This window comes from Streptomyces sp. NPDC050509 (assembly GCF_044457965.1).
Taxonomy (GTDB): domain Bacteria; phylum Actinomycetota; class Actinomycetes; order Streptomycetales; family Streptomycetaceae; genus Streptomyces.
In genome coordinates, this window is sequence record NZ_JBITHL010000002.1 from 831,415 (window position 1) to 851,126 (window position 19,712).

The 19,712-nt window shown below is 67.0% G+C and carries 20 protein-coding genes and 2 pseudogenes; 11 read left to right on the top strand and 11 right to left on the bottom strand.

What is annotated here, in order from left to right:
* Nucleotides 1-30: 30 nt before the first annotated feature.
* The 3 genes from ACIBJC_RS08995 to ACIBJC_RS09005 all read left to right on the top strand — a co-directional run bounded on the left by ACIBJC_RS08995 (nucleotide 31) and on the right by ACIBJC_RS09005 (nucleotide 4,468).
* Complete coding sequence (locus tag ACIBJC_RS08995; RefSeq protein ID WP_399289732.1) at nucleotides 31-2,310, top strand: family 43 glycosylhydrolase; 2,280 nt, start codon at nucleotides 31-33, stop codon at nucleotides 2,308-2,310.
* A 452-nt stretch (nucleotides 2,311-2,762) separates the two neighbouring features.
* Nucleotides 2,763-3,128, top strand: coding sequence for a hypothetical protein (locus ACIBJC_RS09000; RefSeq protein ID WP_399289734.1), 366 nt, complete (start codon nucleotides 2,763-2,765; stop codon nucleotides 3,126-3,128).
* Nucleotides 3,129-3,589: 461 nt separating this feature from the next.
* Nucleotides 3,590-4,468 carry a phosphotransferase gene (locus tag ACIBJC_RS09005; RefSeq protein ID WP_399289736.1) on the top strand — a complete coding sequence of 293 codons (879 nt, stop codon included), beginning with the start codon at nucleotides 3,590-3,592 and terminating at the stop codon, nucleotides 4,466-4,468.
* Between the two features lie 548 nt (nucleotides 4,469-5,016).
* Here ACIBJC_RS09005 and ACIBJC_RS09010 read toward each other — a convergent pair.
* From ACIBJC_RS09010 to ACIBJC_RS09020, 3 genes and pseudogenes are all read right to left on the bottom strand, one after another.
* The gene (locus tag ACIBJC_RS09010) at nucleotides 5,017-5,259 is read right to left on the bottom strand and encodes a hypothetical protein (RefSeq protein WP_399289738.1); all 243 of its coding nucleotides are present in this window, start codon (nucleotides 5,257-5,259) and stop codon (nucleotides 5,017-5,019) included.
* A gap of 90 nt (nucleotides 5,260-5,349) precedes the next feature.
* Nucleotides 5,350-5,773: pseudogene (locus ACIBJC_RS09015) on the bottom strand (DUF6420 family protein).
* A gap of 108 nt (nucleotides 5,774-5,881) precedes the next feature.
* Entirely contained in the window at nucleotides 5,882-6,775 is an 894-nt protein-coding gene (locus ACIBJC_RS09020) for a virginiamycin B lyase (protein ID WP_399289740.1), read from the bottom strand.
* Between the two features lie 259 nt (nucleotides 6,776-7,034).
* Here ACIBJC_RS09020 and ACIBJC_RS09025 point away from each other — a divergent pair.
* Nucleotides 7,035-7,127 (top strand): annotated as a pseudogene (locus tag ACIBJC_RS09025) (XRE family transcriptional regulator); the annotation flags it as partial.
* Nucleotides 7,128-7,175: 48 nt separating this feature from the next.
* Here the strand turns inward: ACIBJC_RS09025 and ACIBJC_RS09030 are convergent.
* On the bottom strand, nucleotides 7,176-7,598 hold the full coding sequence (locus ACIBJC_RS09030) for a MerR family transcriptional regulator (RefSeq protein WP_399289742.1): 423 nt from the start codon (nucleotides 7,596-7,598) through the stop codon (nucleotides 7,176-7,178).
* 98 nt (nucleotides 7,599-7,696) lie between these two features.
* Between ACIBJC_RS09030 and ACIBJC_RS09035 the strand changes: the two genes are divergently transcribed.
* A complete protein-coding gene (locus ACIBJC_RS09035) occupies nucleotides 7,697-8,167 on the top strand; it encodes a hypothetical protein (protein WP_399289744.1) in 471 nt (156 codons plus the stop codon).
* Between the two features lie 9 nt (nucleotides 8,168-8,176).
* On the opposite strand, the gene ACIBJC_RS09040 is transcribed toward ACIBJC_RS09035, so the two are convergent.
* Nucleotides 8,177-8,734, bottom strand: a complete 558-nt coding sequence (locus tag ACIBJC_RS09040) for a hypothetical protein (protein ID WP_399289746.1) — start codon at nucleotides 8,732-8,734, stop codon at nucleotides 8,177-8,179.
* 643 nt (nucleotides 8,735-9,377) lie between these two features.
* On the opposite strand from ACIBJC_RS09040, the gene ACIBJC_RS09045 reads away from it, so the two are divergent.
* Both ACIBJC_RS09045 and ACIBJC_RS09050 read left to right on the top strand, forming a co-directional pair.
* Nucleotides 9,378-9,818 (top strand): VOC family protein, encoded by a 441-nt coding sequence (locus ACIBJC_RS09045; protein WP_399289748.1) that lies wholly within the window; start codon nucleotides 9,378-9,380, stop codon nucleotides 9,816-9,818.
* Nucleotides 9,819-10,252: 434 nt separating this feature from the next.
* The gene (locus ACIBJC_RS09050; RefSeq protein WP_399289750.1) at nucleotides 10,253-10,744 is read left to right on the top strand and encodes a MarR family winged helix-turn-helix transcriptional regulator; all 492 of its coding nucleotides are present in this window, start codon (nucleotides 10,253-10,255) and stop codon (nucleotides 10,742-10,744) included.
* 30 nt (nucleotides 10,745-10,774) lie between these two features.
* Here ACIBJC_RS09050 and ACIBJC_RS09055 read toward each other — a convergent pair whose 3' ends face one another.
* Together ACIBJC_RS09055 and ACIBJC_RS09060 are read right to left on the bottom strand one after the other, a co-directional pair.
* Nucleotides 10,775-11,503 (bottom strand): transposase, encoded by a 729-nt coding sequence (locus ACIBJC_RS09055; protein ID WP_399289752.1) that lies wholly within the window; start codon nucleotides 11,501-11,503, stop codon nucleotides 10,775-10,777.
* The gene (locus ACIBJC_RS09060; protein ID WP_399289754.1) at nucleotides 11,439-11,681 is read right to left on the bottom strand and encodes a transposase domain-containing protein; all 243 of its coding nucleotides are present in this window, start codon (nucleotides 11,679-11,681) and stop codon (nucleotides 11,439-11,441) included. The genes ACIBJC_RS09055 and ACIBJC_RS09060 overlap by 65 nt, the downstream gene beginning before the upstream one ends.
* Before the next feature lie 294 nt (nucleotides 11,682-11,975).
* Between ACIBJC_RS09060 and ACIBJC_RS09065 the strand changes: the two genes are divergently transcribed.
* A complete protein-coding gene (locus ACIBJC_RS09065) occupies nucleotides 11,976-13,556 on the top strand; it encodes an IS1182 family transposase (RefSeq protein ID WP_399289756.1) in 1,581 nt (526 codons plus the stop codon).
* Nucleotides 13,557-13,654: 98 nt separating this feature from the next.
* Here the strand turns inward: ACIBJC_RS09065 and ACIBJC_RS09070 are convergent, their stop codons facing one another.
* Nucleotides 13,655-14,992, bottom strand: coding sequence for an IS630 family transposase (locus ACIBJC_RS09070; RefSeq protein ID WP_399289758.1), 1,338 nt, complete (start codon nucleotides 14,990-14,992; stop codon nucleotides 13,655-13,657).
* 126 nt (nucleotides 14,993-15,118) lie between these two features.
* Between ACIBJC_RS09070 and ACIBJC_RS09075 the strand changes: the two genes are divergently transcribed.
* Nucleotides 15,119-15,475, top strand: coding sequence for a hypothetical protein (locus tag ACIBJC_RS09075; protein WP_399289851.1), 357 nt, complete (start codon nucleotides 15,119-15,121; stop codon nucleotides 15,473-15,475).
* Between the two features lie 117 nt (nucleotides 15,476-15,592).
* On the opposite strand, the gene ACIBJC_RS09080 is transcribed toward ACIBJC_RS09075, so the two are convergent.
* A complete protein-coding gene (locus tag ACIBJC_RS09080; RefSeq protein WP_399289853.1) occupies nucleotides 15,593-16,150 on the bottom strand; it encodes a transposase in 558 nt (185 codons plus the stop codon).
* Nucleotides 16,117-16,656, bottom strand: a complete 540-nt coding sequence (locus tag ACIBJC_RS09085; RefSeq protein ID WP_399289760.1) for a winged helix-turn-helix domain-containing protein — start codon at nucleotides 16,654-16,656, stop codon at nucleotides 16,117-16,119. The genes ACIBJC_RS09080 and ACIBJC_RS09085 overlap by 34 nt, the downstream gene beginning before the upstream one ends.
* 507 nt (nucleotides 16,657-17,163) lie before the next feature.
* Between ACIBJC_RS09085 and ACIBJC_RS09090 the strand changes: the two genes are divergently transcribed.
* Complete coding sequence (locus tag ACIBJC_RS09090) at nucleotides 17,164-17,601, top strand: hypothetical protein (protein ID WP_399289762.1); 438 nt, start codon at nucleotides 17,164-17,166, stop codon at nucleotides 17,599-17,601.
* On the top strand, nucleotides 17,598-18,230 hold the full coding sequence (locus ACIBJC_RS09095; RefSeq protein ID WP_399289764.1) for a hypothetical protein: 633 nt from the start codon (nucleotides 17,598-17,600) through the stop codon (nucleotides 18,228-18,230). Before ACIBJC_RS09090 ends, ACIBJC_RS09095 begins: the two co-directional genes overlap by 4 nt.
* Nucleotides 18,231-18,865: 635 nt before the next feature.
* Here ACIBJC_RS09095 and ACIBJC_RS09100 read toward each other — a convergent pair.
* A partial coding sequence (locus tag ACIBJC_RS09100; protein WP_399289766.1) for a Mu transposase C-terminal domain-containing protein occupies nucleotides 18,866-19,712 on the bottom strand: 847 nt, incomplete at its 5' end.

The window sequence follows — 19,712 nt, forward strand, 5'->3', positions numbered from 1 at the left end:
GGCCCGGCCCCGAGAAGGAGATCACGACACATGGCACGATCCAAGACGCTCACGGGGAAGAGGAGACGGCGCGGACGGGCCGTGCGGCTGGTCGCGACGGTCGCGACGGTCGTGGCGACCGGCTTCGGCGCACTGCCGGCCACTGCCGACCCCGGGGACCGCCCCGGAACGTACACGAACCACATCATGGACGACATCGCCGACGCCTACTCCGACCCATCGATCATCCGCGGGAAGGACGGCTACTGGTACGCCTACGCGAGCCAGACGTCCATGACCAGGGAGAACGCCGGCGGACCATGGGAGTCCCAGCGCTTCATGCCGATCACCCGCTCCTCCGACCTGGTCAACTGGACCCACGTCGGTGACGTGTTCGGCCCGGACAACCACCCGCGGTGGCGCGACTTCGAAAGCACCTACTACTGGGCGCCCGACATCCGCTACATCAACGGTAGGTATTACCTGTACTACTCGGTCGCCGGTAACGACGACAACACCATCGCCCTGGCCACCGCCGACCACCCCGCCGGGCCGTGGAAGGACATCGGCCGTCCGGTCCTGCCGTACGGCAAGCAGGTCAACCAGATCGACCCGGCGGTCTTCGTCGACACGGACGGGGAGAAGTACCTCTACTACGGCTCGTTCCGCGACGGCGGCATCCAGGCGGTGCGGCTCAACGCCGAGGGCACGGCGCCGGCCGGCGACCCGGTGCAGGTGGTCGGCGCACGCCGCGGCGAGGCGGCATACGTGACACAGCGCGACGGCTGGTACTACCTCTTCTACTCCGGACTGGGCTGCTGTGCCCGTGACAAGGGCGCGTACCCGGTGTACGTCGGCCGGTCGAAGAGCCCGATGGGACCGTTCGTCGACGCTGAGGGCGTGGGCCTGGCCGACCTGCATCCGGGCGGGACGATCGTCAACTCCCCCAACGGCAACAGGTGGGTGGCCACCGGGCACTCGGCCAACGTGGTGGACAAGTCGGGCCAGGAGTGGATGCTCACCAACGGCTTCGACCGCTTCGAAAAGGATCCGGACTGGGGCGGACGCCCCACGGTCATGGACCGTCTCGACTGGATCAACGGATGGCCGACCGTGCGCGCCGGTGCCTGGACCAGCGAGGGCGCACAGACCGCGCCGGTCGCGCAGTGGGACGTCGGCAGCGACTTCCAGTCCGGACTCGGCGGCTTCCGGACACTGGGAACGGGCGTCTGGACGGAGGGGACCGACTCGGACTCGGGCCGCTACGCGCGAGCCACCGGCGACGGCTCCGCCCCGCAGATGCTGCTCCCGAGCCGCGCCCCGAAGGGGGACGTGCGGCTGGAGACCGATGTGCGGCTGCGTGACGACCGTGGGCGTGCCGGGCTGGTGCTGGCCTCCCAGGGCGCCTCCGACCACCTGATCGCCTGGGTGGGATCCGACAGGGCCCTGACGGTCGAGCTGACCCGGGGCGGCACGGTGCGGAAGACCTGGACGGAGCAACTGCACTCCGCCGTCGATCTGCGGACCTGGCACTCGCTGAACGCCGAGATCCGCGACGGCCGAGCCCGGGTGGAGATCAGCTCGGCGATGCTCGCGATGCCCCTCGCCGAGATCGAGGTGGACGTCCCCGACTCGTGGCACCGGGGCGGCGCGGCGTCCAGCCGCGGCTCGGGCGAGGTCGACAACGTCGGGGTCACCGGGCTCCACACTCCGGTGACGAGGAAGAAGTCCGACCCGAAGGTCGGCAAGGAGCTGACGTCCTACCGTGAGGACTTCGCCGACGACACGCTGGACGGCTGGGGGTGGTTCGGGCCGTCCGACGGAGAGGTGGCCGACGGGAAGTACGTGTGGCCCACGCAGGACGCCGACTTCTCCGGGAAGGGGACGATGGCCTCCGCCCTGCTCCGTGAGGCTCCGAAGGGGACCTACACCGTGGAGGCCGAGCTGGACTTCCCGATCACCGACGCCCCCAACGGCCGGAGCCAGGCCGGGATCATCGCCTTCCGCGGCCCGGAGGAGTCCATCCACCTCGCACCGACCCGCACCGGGCCCACTCGCCAGGTATTCCTGTGGATCGGCCGCGACCGGGACTCGTGGCCGGAGATGCAGCTCGGCCCTTCGGCCGACACCATGTGGCTGCGCATGCGGCACACCGTCAACTCGAAGACCGGCGAGCACATGTACCAGGCCGCGACCAGCCGCGACGGAAAGGAATACATCTGGGGCGGCGTCTGGAGTCTGCCGGCCGGCGACGATCCGCGTATCGGCCTGGTCTCGCTGGCCGGTGAGGGCGTGACTGCCACGTTCGACTACGTCCGCTTTTACCACTGAGCCGCCTCTCGGACACCTCAGGCCCACTTCCTCGTGGCGGGGTTGTGGGTGCTCCTTTTTCGTGCCGCCTTCAACCGCGTTGACGATTCTCAGGTCTGCGGCGGGTGCGGCGTCCTTGAAAGGCGAGCTCTGTGCGTCGCCCCCGCCCGGCGGGCGAAACCGCCCGGACAGGATAGCCGGGCGGGTCCGGAAATAGCTGAAGCCGGACATCGGAAATGCGGTCAAGCGCACCTTCTCGATCTCAACCCGCCGCGGCATTGATGATCACAAGGGAAATTTGGTGACTGGTTCGTATCGCGCTGGAAGAAGGCCGGTGAGCAGAGGACTCGTCGGCCGTCCTCCGGGCTGGGATCGCCGTGTGGAATATGCAGGGAGGGAGTAACGGAATCGGGAATGGGTCACCGGACTCTCGGTGGAGGACCCGTGTCCCACACATGATGAGGGATGTAGATGTGGCGGCGTTGCGGGAGGCGGGTTCCAACCCGCCTCCCGCAACGGTACGAACCGATCGTGTCTTCCCCGAGCCGGGCGTGACCGAACATGTGTATCAAGTGGCCAGTGCCGACGTCGTGAACATCTACTGGGTCGATGTCGGCCAGCAGCGAAACGGTCTGGCGATCGTTACTCGGCAGAGAGTCCGCGATGCGGTCATGATGCTGGTGCACAGCGATCGTGAGTCCCGGCCGATGATGGCTGTGCAGATCGGTGAGGTCTGGTATTTCACCGCTCATGCTCTCTCGGGCGGCGGTGTGGATGCTGAGGCGATCATCGACAGGGCGTACAACTTTGTCCTGCAACGCTCACCGGGCTCCCCATGACAGGTGTTGGGCGACTTCAACCGCAACCGCGGTCGGATGGCCGATCGATTCCAGCGCCATATCGCGCGTCGGGCCAGCCGACCCAATACAGCGGTGGCGAACTCGACTTCGCTTTCATAAGCAACGGAACTGATAATGCGGTCACTGTCGAGCGAAGGGGCAGCGATTCCGATCACTGGTACGTCCGCTTCGCCTTCAACGCCGATTGATGCTCTCTGCGGGCGGCGGCAGTTGCACTCAATGCTTCGAAGTGGCCTAACGAGCTCCGACAATCATCAGAACCACTGAGGACTACCATCCCCATCGCGTCTCAGCGGAACTGGTCAGCCCAGCTCATCACAGTTCGACCGACCGTCGAGCAAGTCAGAACGGGAGCCAGAGACATCCCTGAGGACGGAAAACCACGGCGAAGTGGCCTGATCAGTCTGACGGCTACGAGGCGGGCAGCGATACTCTGCACAATGACATCTTCACCGCAGAGTTGGGCGCGTGCTGAGCGGCTCGATGCCGCCCGGACGGTCGACGCACTTCACGCCCAGACGGGTGTCCGCCTAACTCTGGACGGCCCCTGCCCCGGCGGGCAAATCGGTGCAGCTTATGTGCGCTGGCCCGACGATCACCGCTCCGTCCTCAAGTGGCGACCGCATAGCCAGGCGGCGGACATGGAGGCGGGGCCACTCGCCGTTACCGAAGCGCTGCGGCTGGCAGGCTATCCGGCGCCGGCTACTGAGTTGATCGCCCAGGTCGGCCACGCGGTGGTCCTGGTCCAAGAGCTCCTGCCGGGCACGACGATCGACCACCTCGACCACCGCAGTTTGGGCCAGGCCCTCGAACTCAACCAGTTGCAGGCCGATCGGCTTGCCGACCGCCCCGATATTCCAACGGTGGAGTTCCACTTGAGTGAGGACGGGCCCGGCTACTGTCTGCACGATCCTTTGCGCCGGCACAACCGCCGCAGCGCCGCGCTCGAACACTGGATCACCGCTGTCGGCGCGGACCACCCCGCTCGAATGGTCGGGCACGACGCCGTGCACATGGACTTCCACCCCGGCAACATCCTGGCGAGCGACGGCTCGATCACCGGCGTCATCGACTGGGACGGTGCCGTGCGCGGTGATCGGCGATTCGACTTGGTCACCTTGCGCTTCGGCATCCACGCCAAGGAAGCCGACCCTGGGGTGACACAACATCTCGACGCTGTCCTCGATGGGCTGCCCGAGGACATTCTGCGGCCCGTATGGGCTCACATGAGCCTTCGTATGGTCGACTGGTCCATCAGACACTTCACCCCGGCGGACGTGGAGCACTGGCTGAACCTCGCCGAACAACGCGTCAGCTGACGGCGCCTGAGGAAATGACGTAACCGTGAGATCGGATGTCAGTTCCCGCGTCGGAATCTCACGGCCAGTCGGATGGAAGCCGGATCCGACGTCGAGGTGAGACGCTGCAGCTCAGCGGAGCGAGCCACGATCATCCTGTGGAGACAGCGTTGGCGGACCGGCACGCGGCTGACCCGCGACCGGGTCGCCCAGACTGTCCTCATCGCGGCGGCCGGCACCGTCGACCTCCCTCAACTTCCCAACCGCCGCCAATTACCCTGGGTGCCCACCCTCTCCCACTGGCCCAGGTGCAGCCTCCGGCGCCGACAATCGTCACGGAGGGGGCCCCGCCGCCTCCCTCGAAACCGGACCGCCGAGCTCTGGCCGCGCTGCTGGACCGCGCCCCGGATCGGGTCGGCTTCTGTGCCAAGTGCACAAAACCACTCACAGGTACGGCTACGGAGGGAATCCGTTCTGCCTGAGCTGCCTGAACAGCGCAAGGCTCGCAGGCCCGGCGAGATGTTCTCCTACCGGTGGCGTGAACGTGTCAGAGAACACGTGCGGTGAGTTCACCTCCGGAGGCGGAAGAGTATCCGCTCGCTCCACCCGGCCCCGATGTCGTCGCCGCTCAGTTTCCGCGGGTCGGGACGAGGGCCGACGGCTGGTGGTTCCGGCCAGTCGGCAGGGGTGACGGGGCGCAGTTCGTGGGCAGCCTGCACGGCGGCGATCGCCTGCTCGTAGATGTCCACCTCGGTGTCGATCGTCAGCCGCACGACCCCGCCTTCGTGATCGCTGCCGGCATTCTTCCCCACTGACCGAGAGATCCATGTCGTCAGGGTGGGGAGGGCGCCGTCCGTCCTGCCGCCGGCCCGATCCCTGGCGCCGGGGCATCTGTCGAGCGGTCACCGCTCCCGGGAGCGTCCCTGTTGAGTCTGACGCCGCTGACCAGCACTGACTTGGCCGCCTTCGCCTGAAGGGCGCACGGGACCGACCAGTGTCGTGGCCGCTTCCATGACCCGGCCCGCGGGCCGGGTGTCGCCCAGTTCGATGGCGAGCGCGGCGCGCACGAAGGCGGTGAGCTCGATGCGCCGGTCCATACCGTGAAGGACCGTAGTACCGCCTCCGCGTCAGCGGTGTGATGGCGGCACCCGGGGGACAGGCAGTGCCCCTCGGCGGCGAGGGCGAGCCCCTCGACGGCGGCGTTCTTCTCCTCGGCGAGCTGAGCCGGACAGCTCAGATGGTCCGGCGTGATCCGGAAATGCACTCCGGCCTTCTCGACGGTGATCCGGCCTCCCCTCCCTGGGTGACATAACGACCGGGCTCCACCGCGCCGTACGAGTGCAGCAGCGGCAGGCCGATCCCCGCACATGGCTTCCCTGGGCGTGCTCGAAACGTGCACGCGGTGCTTCAGAGCGGCAGTTTCCCGTCCCGAGGCTACGGTTCCACCCGCGCGACCCCACCCGTTTCAAGGGCCACCCACAGAGCGCCGTCGGGACCCCGGGCGATGCCGTGCGGCTCGGACGACGGCGAAGGCAGGCTGTACTCGGTGATCTCGCCGCTGTCGGTGATGTGGCCGATGCGGTTGGCTCCCCATTCGGTGAACCAGCAGTCCCCGGTGGAGGCCGCGACGATGGCGTGGGGTTTGGCCGTGCGGTCAGGGAGTGGGAACTCCTTGACCGTGCCGTCCACCGAGATTCTGCCGATCTGGCCCGCTGCGATCTCAACGAACCACAAGGCGGCGCCGTCACTGGTGATGCCCACGGGTGCAGCGCTGGGGGTGGGGAGTGGGTGTATGACGATGTCTCCGTGGACAGTGATGCGGCCGATTGCGTTCGCCTGGTTGAGGGTGAACCACAGGGCTCCATCAGGGCCTGCGGTGATTGCCGAGGGATAGGCGCCCGCATGGGGAAGGACGAACTCGGTGATCCCTCCCTCGCTGGTGATGCGGCCGATACGGTCGGTGTTCATCTCCGTGAACCACAACGCATCGTCTGGACCGGCAGTGATACCGAAGGGTCCGCTGTCGGGCGTCGGTACGGGAAAAGACTCCGTGTCACCGTCGACGGTGGCGCGGCCGATCCGGTGATCCTGGGACCGGGTGAACCACAGTGCCCCGTCGGGCCCAGGGGTGATGACCGTAGGGCGACACTCCGACGAGTCCAGGGGGTATTCGTAGAGTTCGCCGTCGAGGGTGAGACGCGCGATGCGACCACTGTGCGCGAAGGTGAGCCACAGTGCACCATCAGGTCCGGCCGCGATGCCATAAGGCCCAGCCCCCTTGTCCGCCACGGAGATCTCCCTGGTGGCCGGGGCATCGGAAGGGTGCACAGCAACTCCTTGCAGGGGTGGGGAGCAATCAAGGTTCCCGAACGAGTGTCGCAGCTCGGTCTCGCACCAGGTCGAGAATGATCGCGGCGAGGTCGGCACGCCGGGTCATGGGAACGTAGTGGATTCGAGCTGATGTCGATCAGCCGGCGGCCAGGGACGGCATCGACAACGGCACGCACCTCGTCGCGCCGCGAGGCGTAAAAACCATCCTCGGCCGGCACGATCGTCGTCGGACAGGTGAGGCGGTCGTACACGTCGACGGCGGGACTACTTCCAGGACAGCGGCCGCCGCGCCGGGACTCTGGAGGAGGTGCTGTTCACCAACGTGGAGCACCTGGAGTTCGACCTGTAGCAGCCCCGCCCCGAACAGCCCCGCGACCCCCGGATGTGACCGAGCGCTTCAGTTGACCGGCCTGAGCGTTTTGGGCAGCGGTCGGGCCGTCACCCTCGCGACGCCGTCCTCCTCCTGGTCGACTGCCCGCAACGGGCATCCGGTGCCGACGCGCTCGGTGAGTTCGGCGCGCAGGGTGGCGAGTTCGGACATGCGTGCGTCGACGAGCCGGATCTTCTCCTCGAACAGGGCGGACAGCGCTTCCGCGGCGTCAGGCGCCGCATACAATTCCTCGCCGGTCCGCGCGATCTCCGCCAGGGAGAATCCGAGTGTCTGTGCGGTGCGGACATAGTGCAGCCAGGCCACTGCCTCGGGCGGGAAGTCGCGATAGCCGTTGGCCAGGCGCCGGCCTGCGAGGAGACCGACCTTCTCGTAGAAGCGAATCGTGTCCCTGGTCGTCCCCGTCTGCGCGGCCAGCTCTCCGATGCGCATCCCCCCAGCGCCCCCTTCGCATGATGAACTTGACCTTGGACCATACTCCACTGTTTAGCGTGAGGCGTCACTGACCCACGACCAGCCGGAGCCCCGACATGATCCGTCTCCATGCCCCCGCACGTCCCGCCTATCTTCGCGTCGTACGCGCGAGTGCCTGGTACGACCTCGTGATGACCGCGGGGTTCGCGACACCGTGGACGTACACGCTGGTGCACGACGCGCTGTCCTCGCTGGGCACCGCACTCGAGTGGGGTGCCCTGCCCGAACGTGATGTGTGGCAGACCCTGTTCGCGAATCTGATGGGTTCGGTGGTGATCGTGTGGGCCGCGTTGCGTATCGTCCGGCCGCTGCCGGCGCACGGACTGTTCGACGGCATCGCGCGCACCCTGTTCTCGGCATGGATGGCGTACGCACTGGCCCATGGTGCCTCGCGCATACTGTGGCTGTTCCTCACCGTCGAGATCGCGTGGGGAATCGCCCAGCTCGTGCCCTGGCTGCGGAACCGGCGTATCACCGCCGGCCTTGAACACCAGTCCGGCCGACCGGAACGCTCAGTGGCCAACTGAAGTGCTCGGTCACACCGGGCGAGGCGCGTCGTCAGGGGCGTACTGGCCGGTGTTGCTGGTCACCTGGGTGAGGAACTGGGCCAGCAGCGCACCGACGCCTTCCTTCGCCGACATCCGCCGCCCGATCGCCTGGTCGGCCCGGCCTCTCTGCAGGGGCAGTTGTGCCTTGGGGAGCTCGACTCCCACGATTCCGGTGCGCTCCCGGCCGGTCCATGTCTCGGACGGCCGCGAGGAGTCGTTCGAATGGAACTCGTACGCGTCGCAGGTCGCTTCCTGCCTGCCCAGGACGAGTCTCCCGCTGCCTTTCAGGACGAGAGTGAGCTGATAGACCTCGGGATCGGACTGCCTGATCAGCTTCGGCGTCCGGCGAAAGACCAGCGGCTGGAACTCCCCCGGCCACACCGACACCGCACCGAGCCCGATCAGACGCTGGTGCGCCCGGAAGTCGTCCGCATGGTCGCTGCGCAGCTCCATCGGGGCGTACGACCGGCTCATCAGCTCCCGCCAGCACTCGAACCGCTCCGCCGCCGGCACGTCCTCACTCCGGAACACCGTTTCGACCAGCACGTCCCCCACCGTCTCTCTCTTCGAGTCCCCGACCGGCTTGCCATCGCTCCTCCACTCTCATCCCGTACAGCGGACGGTTCAACAAGGATTTAATCGGGCGAAACGTGACGGACTCCGGCGCATGTGGTCACTGTCGCCGGACGGTCACTCCAGAGGCGACCGTGCCACTGCCTGCCGCCGCTGCCCGGAGCCCCATCCAGCGCTGCTCTGCATTCCCGTCCACGGACGTTCGGGCCCGCCGGGGGCCGGCCGCGGACCCGGCTCGTGCCGGCGCTGCGCGGCGGGGCACGGACGGGTGCGGCGAGGGCGAGCGGCGCGGGAAACACCGTCCGCCAGGGGCGACTCGGCATCGTGAATCACTGGGGGAGGCGCAATGCTCAAGCGCGCATGCTGCGAGTCGTCGGGGAAGCGTTGAAAAGCGGGGACGGCGCGCTGCGGCTGATCGTCATCTGGGAGCGGCCACCTGCGCCACACTTACCCTCGGTGGTGGTGCCTGGCTCGCGGGCCTGCTGGAGCGGTGCTGAGGCGCGATCCAGATCTTTCGGAGTTCAGCGCTCCGAGGATGTCGAGAACGTGCCACCGGCTCCGTCCCAGGGGCATCAGCGGCCACCACCGGCCGTACGAGGAAGAAGGAGAAACCAGCATGGCGATTCAGCGGATGGACAACGTCGGCATCGTCGTCGAGGACATGGATGCCGCCATCGCGTTCTTCGTGGAACTCGGTATGGAGCTGGAGGGCAGGGCGGAGGTCGAGGGCCTCTTCGCCGACCGGTGCACCGGACTCGACGGCGTCCGCTGTGACATCGCGATGGTCCGGACCCCGGACGGTCACAGCCGGCTCGAGCTGGCGAAGTACCGCAGCCCCGCGGTGATCAGCGACGGGCCGCGCAACCGGCCGCACAACACTCTGGGCACGCACCGCGTCATGTTCGCCGTCGACGACATCGAGGACACCGTTGCCCGCCTGCGGCCTCACGGCGCCGAACTCGTCGGCGAGATCGCCCGGTTCGAGGACAGTTATCTGCTCTGCTACCTCCGCGGCCCGGAGGGCATCATCGTCGGGCTGGCCGAGCAACTGCGCTGAGAAGGAGAATCCGAACCATGCGGCGAACGAGATCACCGAGGTTGTGAACCGCCATCAGCCAGGACCTGCTGGCACCTGACGTGACCCACCTGGCCTACGTCCCCAAGGACGGAACCCCGCGCAAGGTACCGATCGCTTTCACCTGGAACGGGTCGCACATCGGCATGTGTACGGTGAAGAACGCGCCCGGACTCACGTGGCCACCCTCGCGCACAGGCTCCTGAAACGACGGCACCAATAGATGAGACACATCTGAGTGTCTGGAGAACCGTTGTCGACGGACAGCGGGCCGCCCGGGTGAGCCGACATCTTGGTTCCTTGTGCGCGGACAGTTGACCTTCCTGCCCGGTACGACTGTTCGCCCCTCGGATAGGGGATGTGAGCGTTGGGGCCTGTTGCGCCGGCGGTGCGATGGGGGATGTAGCGTCGCGATGATGAGACTGCGGAATGACACCACCACCGACCAGGCACCGGCCGATCCGGCCGCCACCGACGACATGCTGGCCACCCAGCCCATCGGATACTGGAGTGGCCTCGCCCACGCGGCCGTTACCGGGCATCTGCGTGATGCCATGGCCAGGATCGACGTCACGCAGCCGCAGTACTGGGTTCTCAACCGGGTGAACGCCGGGCCTGCGGCGCCGAACCGCGAGGAGGTCGTCATCCAGCTGACGCCCCTCGCGGACGGGCCGCACGAGATCGCTCGTGTCATCGACCAGCTGTTCCACCGCGGCTGGCTCCGGATCGACGCCGGACAGCGCCTGCAGCTCACCGACGCCGGGGAGGCTGCCAGAGTGCGGCTGCGCGAGCTGGTGACCGAGTTGCGCGCCGTGGTCCACGAGGGCATCAGCGACGAAGAGTACGTGGCCACGCTCAAGGTGCTGCGCAGGATGGTCGCCAACGTCGAGGACAACGGGGGCTCCTAGGTTCTGCCTCTTTGGCCCAAGGCCGTGAAGTTATGGGCTGAGGGGTGGTTGCAAGATGTCGATGCTGAGGGTGGCTTTGTAGGTGCGTCGGTCGACTTTGAGGCTCTTGTAGGCGTATCGGGACAGGGGGCGTTTCACTGCTCGGGGGCTGACGCGTAGGTGTCGGGCGGGCATGAGGTGGTCCAGGATGGTCCGGCCGATCGCGCCGACCAGGTTGATCACCGTGTTGGCTATGACGCCTGCGGCCTGGACGAGCTGGTCGCGGGCGGTCTGGAGGGCGATGCTGAAGCTGGCTCGGTCCGGGTCGGTCTCGGTGGCGTCGGTCATGGCGATCCGCAGGAGCTGGTAGGTGCTCAGCAGGGCATAGACCTCCTGGGCGATCCCGGCCCAGGTCTTGGAGCGCAGGACTCGCCGGCTCAGCATCGACTTCTTGATCTCGAAGTATGCGGAATCCACTTCCCAGCGTTCGTGATACAGCCTGACCAGGTCGGACGCCGGGTAGCGGCGGGCGTCCAGGAGGTTGGTGGCCAGACGGTAGAGGCCGGTGTGCTGTCCGGTCGTGGTGGTGATGGTGATCTCGCATCCGATGATGCGGACCTCGATGGCTCCGAAGCGGGAGAGGAAGGAGCCGTCGTCGTACCGGGCGAGTACGGGGGGCTTGCGGATGGCGGACAGGCGGGCCAGGAAGGCGGCGTCAGCTTCGGCGACGGCCATGAGGAAGGTGTTGGTGGCGAAGCCGCGGTCCAGGAGCACGATCATGCCGTGGTGCAGGGACCGGGATCGAGGCCAGCGCGGCGGTGAGCTCGCGCCAGACGGCGAGATAGCCGCATTCCTCGAACAGGGTGGCTGCCAGCAGGAGGTGAACCACCACGCGAGCAGGCAGTTTCCGTAACCGGCGCTGGCCCGCGTTGGTCTCGGCGAGGACGGCATCGACCATCTCGAAGGGAACGATCCGGGTGAGTTCGCCAGGTGTCCAGGAGCGAACAGCCCCTTGGCTACCGTGATTTCGCGCGTGATGACACACTGGTCCGACAGCGGAGCCTCCGGTGCTGTGAACGGCTGTCTTGGTCGACTGCCAGTTCTACCGGGGCTCCGCTTCCTACGTCCGGCACTCAGCCAGATCGACACCCCTTGCCACCAGTCACACCAAAGACCGTTGCAGTACTAGAAGGCTGCTGAAAATCTCGGGTTCTGGCCCCGGCTCGGTGGAGTCGGGGCCAGTCTTGTAGGCATGCAGGGGGAGTGGGCCGGGGAGATGGTCGGGCCGGATGTGTGGGAGACCTGCCGGGAGTTGATCCCGGCAGGCAGTGTGTTCGCGTTCCTGGCCGAACATCGCGAGGTGCTGTTCCCGGCGGGGATGTTCGCGGACATGTATCCGTCGGCGAACGGCCGTCCGAGTCTGCCGCCGCAGGTGCTGGCCGCGACGGTGGTGCTGCAGAGTCTGCACGGGCTGTCGGACTTTGAGGTTGTTCAGGAACTGCGGTGTGACCTGCGGTGGAAGGCCGCTTGCGGGCTCGGGCTGTACGACACGGCGTTCGATCCGTCGCTGCTGACGTATTTCCGGCGTCGGTTGCGTCGTTCGGCCGATCCGATGCGGATCTTCACCAAGGTGAAGGAAGTCGTTGCCGCGACCGGTGTGCTCAAGGGCAGGCAGCGGCGCGCTTTGGACTCCACGGTGCTCGATGACGCGGTGGCCACCCAGGACACCGTCACTCAGATCGTCTCCGCGATCCGCCGGGTGATCCGCGAGGTCCCCGGCGCCCAGGAGGTGGCTGCGGAGCACTGCCGGGCGCACGATTACACCGACCCGGGCAAGCCCAGGATCGCCTGGGACGACGAATCGGCCCGCGCTGCGCTGGTCGACGCGCTGGTCACTGACGCCCCTAAGCTGCTCGGGCACCTGCCCGAGCGGAACCTGGGCGAGGAGGCAGCGAACTCGGTCGGTCTGCTTGCCCTGGTTGCGGGCCAGGACGTGGAACCGGCCGGGGACTCCGACGGGCGCGACGGCCGCTGGCGCATCGCCAAGCGCACGGCGGCGGACCGGACGGTGTCCACCGTCGATCCCGACGCACGGCACATCCACAAGGACCGCACTCGCCACCAGGACGGCTTCAAGGGGCATGCGTCTTTCGAGCCGGAGACCGGCCTGTTCACGGCCGTCGCCCTGACCAGCGGCTACGGTCCAGACAATCACGAGGCCGCCGTCGCCTGCGATCTGCTGGCCGACGAGGACGGCGAGTTGACCGTGCTCGGCGACTCCGCCTACGGCACCGGCGACCTGCGCGCACAATTACAGGCCGACGGCCACACCCTGGTGATCAAGCCGCCACCGCTGCGGCAGGCCGTCCCCGGCGGCTTCACCATCGACGACTTCCACATCGATCCGGTCATCGGCACTGCGGTCTGCCCGGCCGGACAGACCGCCAACCTCGGCCAGATCAAGGCGGACGGCGCCCGCACCGCGCAGTTCAAGAGCCTCTGCACCGGCTGCCTCCTGCGAGAACGCTGCACCACGTCCAGGACCGGACGCACCCTCAACGTTCACCCCCAGTACGAACTGCTGACCGCCGCCCGGTCCCAGGCCGCCACCGACGCCGGCTGGCAGGACGAGTACCGGAGATGGCGGCCACCCGTCGAACGCGCCATCGCCTGGCTCGTCGCCAGGGGCAACCGGCGAGTTCCCTATCGAGGCGTCATCGCCAACAACCTCTGGCTCCACCACCGCGCCGCCGCCCTCAACCTCCGCCGACTGATCACCTTAGGAATCACCCGGAGCAGCAACACCTGGCACCTCACCCCGGCCACCGCATAGCGAAGAGGGCCGCCCGGCCTGCGGCCGGACAGCCCCTCGACAAGATTTTCAGCAGCCTTCTAGTGTCCTGCGCCAGAAATGACGAGGCTAAGTGTGTTTCAGGTTTTGGTGGTCGGCGGGTTGATTTTGGTGAGGTGGTCGGCGAGGGAGTTGAGGATCTCGTCGGCGGTCTTGGTCCAGGTGAAGGGCCTGGGGTTCTCGTTCCAGGTGTCGACCCAGGCCCTGATGTCTTGCTCCAGGGCCTTCACGGAGGTGCGCACCCCGCGGCGGATGAGCTTATCCGTCAGCAGGCCGAACCACCGCTCGACCTGGTTCATCCACGATGAGCCGGTGGGAGTGAAGTGGACGTGGAAGCGCGGGTGCTTTCCGAGCCACGTCTTGATCTCGGCGGTGTTGTGGGTGGCGTAATTGTCACAGACCAGGTGGACGTCGAGGCCGGCGGGCACGGCCTTGTCGATCCGAGTGAGGAACTTCTTGAACTCGATGGCCCGGTGCCGGCGGTGCAGTGCCGAAATGACGGTGCCGTCGGCAATGTTGAAGGCGGCGAACAGGCTGGTGATGCCGTGCCGGTAGTAGTCGTGGGTGCGCCGCTCGGGCATGCCCGGCATCATCGGCAGTACGGGCTGGGACCGGTCCAGCGCCTGGATTTGGCTCTTCTCATCCACGCACAGCACCACCGCTTTCTCGGGCGGGTGGTGGTACAGGCCGACGACATCGACGACCTTCGCGATGAACTGCGGGTCGGTGGAGAGCTTGAAGGCGTCCTGCAGATGGGGCTTGAGGTCGAACTTCTTCCAGATCCGCCCGATGGTGGACTTCGACAGCCCGGAGTGATCCGCCATCGAAGCCCGCGACCAGTGGGTGTCCTTGCCCGGGGTGGACTCCAGCGTCGCCGTGAGCACGTCCTCGACCTGGTCCAGCAGGATCGAGGGCGGCCTGCCGGGACGCGGCTCATCGGTCAGCCCGTCCAGCCGCAACCTGATGAACCTCGACCGCCAGCGGTTCACCGTTCCCTGCGACACACCGAGTTCCGCGGCGATCTCCTTGTTCGTCCCGCCTTCCGCGCACCGCAGCACAATCCTCGCCCGCAGCGCCAGGAACTGCGCGGTCTTCGCCCGCCGTGCCCAGCGCGTCAGCTCCGCATGCTCGGCTTCGGAGAGCACCAGCTCCGGCTTACGCCGGCCCGGCCGCGGCTCGTCCACCAGCCCCGCCATCCGCCGGGCCACGAAACGCGAGCGCCACTTGCGCACCGTCTCCGTGGACACCCCGAAGTCCGCTGCTACACCGGTATTTGACGCTCCCTCCGCACAGGCCAGAATGATCCGGGCCCGCTCCGACATGCGGGCCGACACCGCACCACCCGTCCAATGCACCAGCTCTGCCCGCTCCTCGGCAGACAGCACGACTTCCACAGCACGAGGACCCCGAGACGTCATGAAAACAGCCTACACACTTAGCCTCGTCATTTCTGGCGCAGGACACTAGGCGGCGTTTCTTGGCTGTGGTCGATGCTGTTGAACGGCTCAAATGCCCGTCAGTGCGGAGTGTGAAAGTCTCCAGGCATAACCTACGACCTGGCTGTCTGGGAAGGCGAGCGGCCAACGGATGACAAGACCGCCGGCCAGGTCTTCAGTGACCTGTACGACCGCTATATCGACGGTGAAATGGAGGAGCCTCCGACTGATCGCATTGCGGCCTACGTCGCCGCCCTTCTTGAGCGGTGGTGTGACATGACCGAGGACGACGAGGACGCGTCGCCCTGGTCGACCGGTCAGTTGATCGACGAGGCCAGTGGTCCGCTCATCTACTTTGCGATGCGCTGGAGCATGGCTGAGGAAGCGTCGGCCTACGCGGCAGCCCTGGCGGACTCGATGGGGCTGGTCTGCTTCGACGTGCAACAGGACAGGCTCAGGACCTGATCAGGGCCGCCAGCCGACGGTAGTTAATGAGGGCTGCGGCTATGTCGGCGAAGGCGAGGAAGTGTTCGGCTCTGCGACGCTACTGAACTTGAATGTGTGATGTCGGCTTGATTGTGGTCAGCTGCCCATGGTCAGGCCGGTGCCCATAAGGCAGCCGTCGATGAGGTGTGGTCGGTACTGGATCTTCTTGAGGCTGCGCTTCACGGCGGCGGCGAGCTGGTCGAGGTTCGCGGCGGCGAGGTTACCGATTGTCCGTTTCACCAGGGACCAGATGCCCTCCTGCGGGTTGAGGTCGGGTGCGTAGGACGGGAAGTGGAAAACGGTCAGCCAGTCCTCGTTCGCGGCGATGAAGTCCTTCATCTGCGGCATGAGATGGGTACGCAGGTTGTCCCAGACCAGGACGACGGGGCCGTTGAGCTGGTTGTGCGCCCTCACGAAGAGGTCGCGGTAGGCCTGCCGGGTGAACCCTTTGGGTTCACCCTTGCGGCCACGATGGACGCGGAATCTGTAGATCAGCCTCGGCCGGTCTCCGGAACGAAAGCAGGTCATCCCTGCCATCGAAACCCGCCCCGAGCCGCGGCCCCGGACGCGCACGACCGGAGTCTGGCCGACGCGGCCCCAGGACCTCGCGCGTGGCGGCCTCAGCGACTGGCTGGCCTCGTCCTCGACGACGATCCAGGCTCCGCGGGCCGCCGCTGTGCTTTTACCTGCGGCCACACCTCCTTCTTCCACAACTCCACCGCGCCGTCGTCCCGTTCGATCGCTCTGCGGGCCGGCTGCTGCCAGGACCAGCCATGACGCTTCAGCAGCCGCCATGTCCCCTCCACTGTGTAGCCGACGTGGAACAACCGCCCGATCAACGTCTTCACCCGCGCCAGCGTCCACCGCTGATCCGCCCAGCCATGAGCGAGCGGACCACGCTCCAACTCGCGCTCAAGCTCCGTGATTTGAGCTGCCGAAAGTCTTGGACGGCCTGGCGACCCCTTCGACCGGACACCCTCCTCACCCCGCTCCCGCCACTGACGGCGCCAGCGCTCCACCGACCGCTCACTCACACGCAGCGCGGCCGCGATCTCCCTGTTCTTCGCACCATCCTCGAAGCGGCCGACCGCCTCCAGCCGGATCCGTTCCCCCGCCGCCCTCTTGGCATCGGTCAAACCGCCGCCCTGCGCGTATCTCACACCACACAGCTACCGACCCGACCCAGCCGCTGTCAGGCGAACAACCCGACATCACCCAATCAAGTTCAGTAGCGTCGGTGGGCCAGATCTTGCAGATCCGCTCGCGGGGGCTGTGCGCCCGTCTTCTATTGGGGCCGCCGCATGGTTCAGGTACGCGGGTGGTCTTCCCGAACGGACACTTTCCGTTTCGTGCCGCGTGTCGGGAGTGGCTGCCGGGCGAGCGCGGCGATGAGCCGGCCGGCCCTCGTCGGTGGGTAACGCCGCGGGGCGGGCGCGGCACTCAGGTGTTTGAGGAGACGACGGGGCAGGCTGCTGTCTGTGGACATGTGTCCTCCGGTCAGGCTTGAGGGCGCACCGGCTGGCACGTCCGTGTTCCGCCAGTGGTCAACGGTGATCCGCCTTGTGAGGTGATGGCCCTTTGCGCCGCGTGATCCGTCCGGGGGCCGGAGGAACGAATCTGCTAACGGAGGAGGGGTACGCACAGCGGTGAGGTGGCACGGTCCGTTCATGAAGATGATCAAAATGGTGGTGGCTGCTTCCGCCGGTGCCTGTCTCGTAGCCGCGCCTGCGGGCGAAGCCTCAGCGGCGGCGTACTGGAACAAGGGGGTGAAGTGCGAGCAGACCGACCCTGAGAGGCGGGTGGTCCCCACGCGATACGGCAACGCCGATCTTAGCTGGAACCACTTCTCCGGCAAACACAACATCAAGAAGTGCCGGGTGATCAACGCTGCCCTGGCCGGGAAGGTGGACAAGAAGAACGGAGGGAGGCTCGAGTACTACGGGGTCGCACGCAACCAGACCAAGCTGGTCAACATCGTGGTCATCGTGCAGTACGCCCGCCGCACGGCCGACGGCGAATACGACGCGGGAAAGGGTAAGAAAATCGGCGTCATCACGGCCTACTGCAAAGGCATGAACAAGTGCCCGAACTGGATCAACGAGTGAGCGGCGCAGACGGGGAGACGGTCGAACAGCAGGCCTACATCACGCGCTTCCTCCTCGACTACACCGCAGTGCCCCTGACCGGGACCGTCTTCCTGCGCGGCGTCCTCCCGGCACCGGACGCGGTCCGGATCGTCACCGGAGCCGCCGACGCGGCGGCCGCACGAGAGCTGACTGCCTACGAGATCCCGCTGTCGGACGAGGACGGCGAGCCGGTCACCGCCCCGCTGCTGCTGGGCTGGACACGCACCCTCACCTCCGCCGCTCACCCCCGCACCGACGCGTCCGTGATGGACATACCGCTGATCACGGTGAACACCGCCATCCTCGAACCCGCCGCCCCGACCGACACGGACCGGACACTGCGCGTACTGCGCACGCTGGCCTGGCCGTTCGTCGAGACTCCGCCGGACCCCGCCCTGTGCGGATTCCTCCTCACCGGACGGGACCGCATGCGCCTCTACCTCGCCCCCGAACAGACCGACGGCCTGATCGCGGCCGACGTACAGCTCACCGGCGCGCCGACCGCCCTGCTGGCCGCCCTGCCCTCACTCATCGGCGAGAAGGAACGCTGGGTGGCAGACCCCTTGGACCCCCACTGCGCCCATGTGGTTGACCTGACCAGGTGGTAGCGCTGGCCACGGTGCTCCCGGTGCCGGTGCGAAGGCAGCCTTGGCCGGGTCGCGCCGCGATTTCTACACAGACGAGGAGCGGAGATGGGATGGTGCCTACTCTCAAGAGTAGGTTGACCCTGTCCACCGAACGAAGTCAGACAGTGCGGCTGAAGAGTCGGTCGAGCGCCCTGACGCTCGGGCAGGCTCAGTTCCAGGGCGTATATCACCAGATGCAGGTCGGTGCCGGGCAACAGCACAGGCTGGGCAGAGCTCTCACCGATGATGCCAACCGCCCCGACCAGGCTCGGCTCTTCGACCTCACCACCTGCAGAGAGCCCTCCTCAGCTCCAACGAGCCAGAGGCTTGATCGGTCAAGGATTCGTTCAGTTGACAGGGGCCGGGCACGGGCCCGGCGCGGAGTGCATCGCCCGGCCCGTGGACATCGAGCTCGATACGCCACCACCGGCTCGCCCACCTGCCACACTGAACGCTGGCCCTCCGCTGCACCCCCGTCAGCGGAGGGCCCCGAGTTACCGCACTCCCGGACGCCGGCCTGCCCGCACGCCCGTGCGGGCAGGCCGGAGGCGCTTCAACTGGGCTCGCCGCTCCCGTGTCTCGCGCGAGGGAGCCTGGGACGTCTGGCGGGTTCGGGTTCACCACTTGTCGGCTTCCGCGTGGGCGTCGTAGAGCCCGAAACCGGTGGCCGGGGCGGGGTTGAAGTCGTCGTCGGGCAGTTCGTCGAGGTCGTCGATGCTGTCGTCTTCGTCCTGCTGTTCCGGGCTGCCCATGGATGCTTCGGTCTCGTGGCCCGAACGGCGGGCTGTGGGGAGCGGGGCGTGGGCGGTGCGGGCCAGGAGTGCCTGCTCCGTTTTGGTGGCGTGGCCGCTGTGGACGCGGCGCATGAGCTGGTCGAGGGCGTTGGCGAGGTCGGCTTCGTACTGTTCGGCGTCGCTGTGGTTGCCGTGCAGGGCGAGGGTTCTGATGTGCTGCCAGGTGCCTTCGTCGAAGGGCCGGTGGACGTGGTCGCGGTGGATCCACGGAATCTCGGTGAGTTCGCCGTCGGGCAGCCGGACCCAGATCTGGCGCACATCGTGGGGGTTGTAGTGGATTTCCCATTTCCCGCCGCGTCCGGCGACGGGGGAGGGTCGGCCGCGGTGCGGGGCGAGGAGGTCCGCGTCGTAGGTGCGGTGGTGGATGCGGATGCCGGAGGCGGTGATCGTTTGCCAGCGCACGGGCAGCAGTTCGAGGTAGTCGCGGCCGGTCAACGGGACGGGCACGTATCCGGCGACGGCGACGAGGACGGCCCACATCTGGTTGGGGGTGAGGGCCTTTCTGGGCATCATCGGGTGGCGCAGGCCTTCGTGGGGCCGGTGGTGGTAGTGCACCAGCCACTCGTCGAGGAGGTCCTGGTGTGACGGAGCGGTGATCTTCAGAGGGCTGGGCTGCTTTGGTCTGGTGTTTCGTTTTTGGGGATGGGATTCGGGACGGCTGGAGCGGTTG

Bases quoted from the DNA above. Each gene is read 5' to 3' on its own strand.
- ACIBJC_RS08995 (WP_399289732.1), top strand. From the start codon at position 31: ATGGCACGATCCAAGACGCTCACGGGGAAGAGGAGACGGCGCGGACGG.
- ACIBJC_RS09005 (WP_399289736.1), top strand. From the start codon at position 3,590: ATGACATCTTCACCGCAGAGTTGGGCGCGTGCTGAGCGGCTCGATGCC.
- ACIBJC_RS09030 (WP_399289742.1), bottom strand. From the start codon at position 7,598: ATGCGCATCGGAGAGCTGGCCGCGCAGACGGGGACGACCAGGGACACG.
- ACIBJC_RS09035 (WP_399289744.1), top strand. From the start codon at position 7,697: ATGATCCGTCTCCATGCCCCCGCACGTCCCGCCTATCTTCGCGTCGTA.
- ACIBJC_RS09045 (WP_399289748.1), top strand. From the start codon at position 9,378: ATGGCGATTCAGCGGATGGACAACGTCGGCATCGTCGTCGAGGACATG.
- ACIBJC_RS09050 (WP_399289750.1), top strand. From the start codon at position 10,253: ATGAGACTGCGGAATGACACCACCACCGACCAGGCACCGGCCGATCCG.
- ACIBJC_RS09055 (WP_399289752.1), bottom strand. From the start codon at position 11,503: ATGATCGTGCTCCTGGACCGCGGCTTCGCCACCAACACCTTCCTCATG.
- ACIBJC_RS09060 (WP_399289754.1), bottom strand. From the start codon at position 11,681: ATGGTCGATGCCGTCCTCGCCGAGACCAACGCGGGCCAGCGCCGGTTA.
- ACIBJC_RS09065 (WP_399289756.1), top strand. From the start codon at position 11,976: ATGCAGGGGGAGTGGGCCGGGGAGATGGTCGGGCCGGATGTGTGGGAG.
- ACIBJC_RS09070 (WP_399289758.1), bottom strand. From the start codon at position 14,992: ATGACGTCTCGGGGTCCTCGTGCTGTGGAAGTCGTGCTGTCTGCCGAG.
- ACIBJC_RS09090 (WP_399289762.1), top strand. From the start codon at position 17,164: ATGAAGATGATCAAAATGGTGGTGGCTGCTTCCGCCGGTGCCTGTCTC.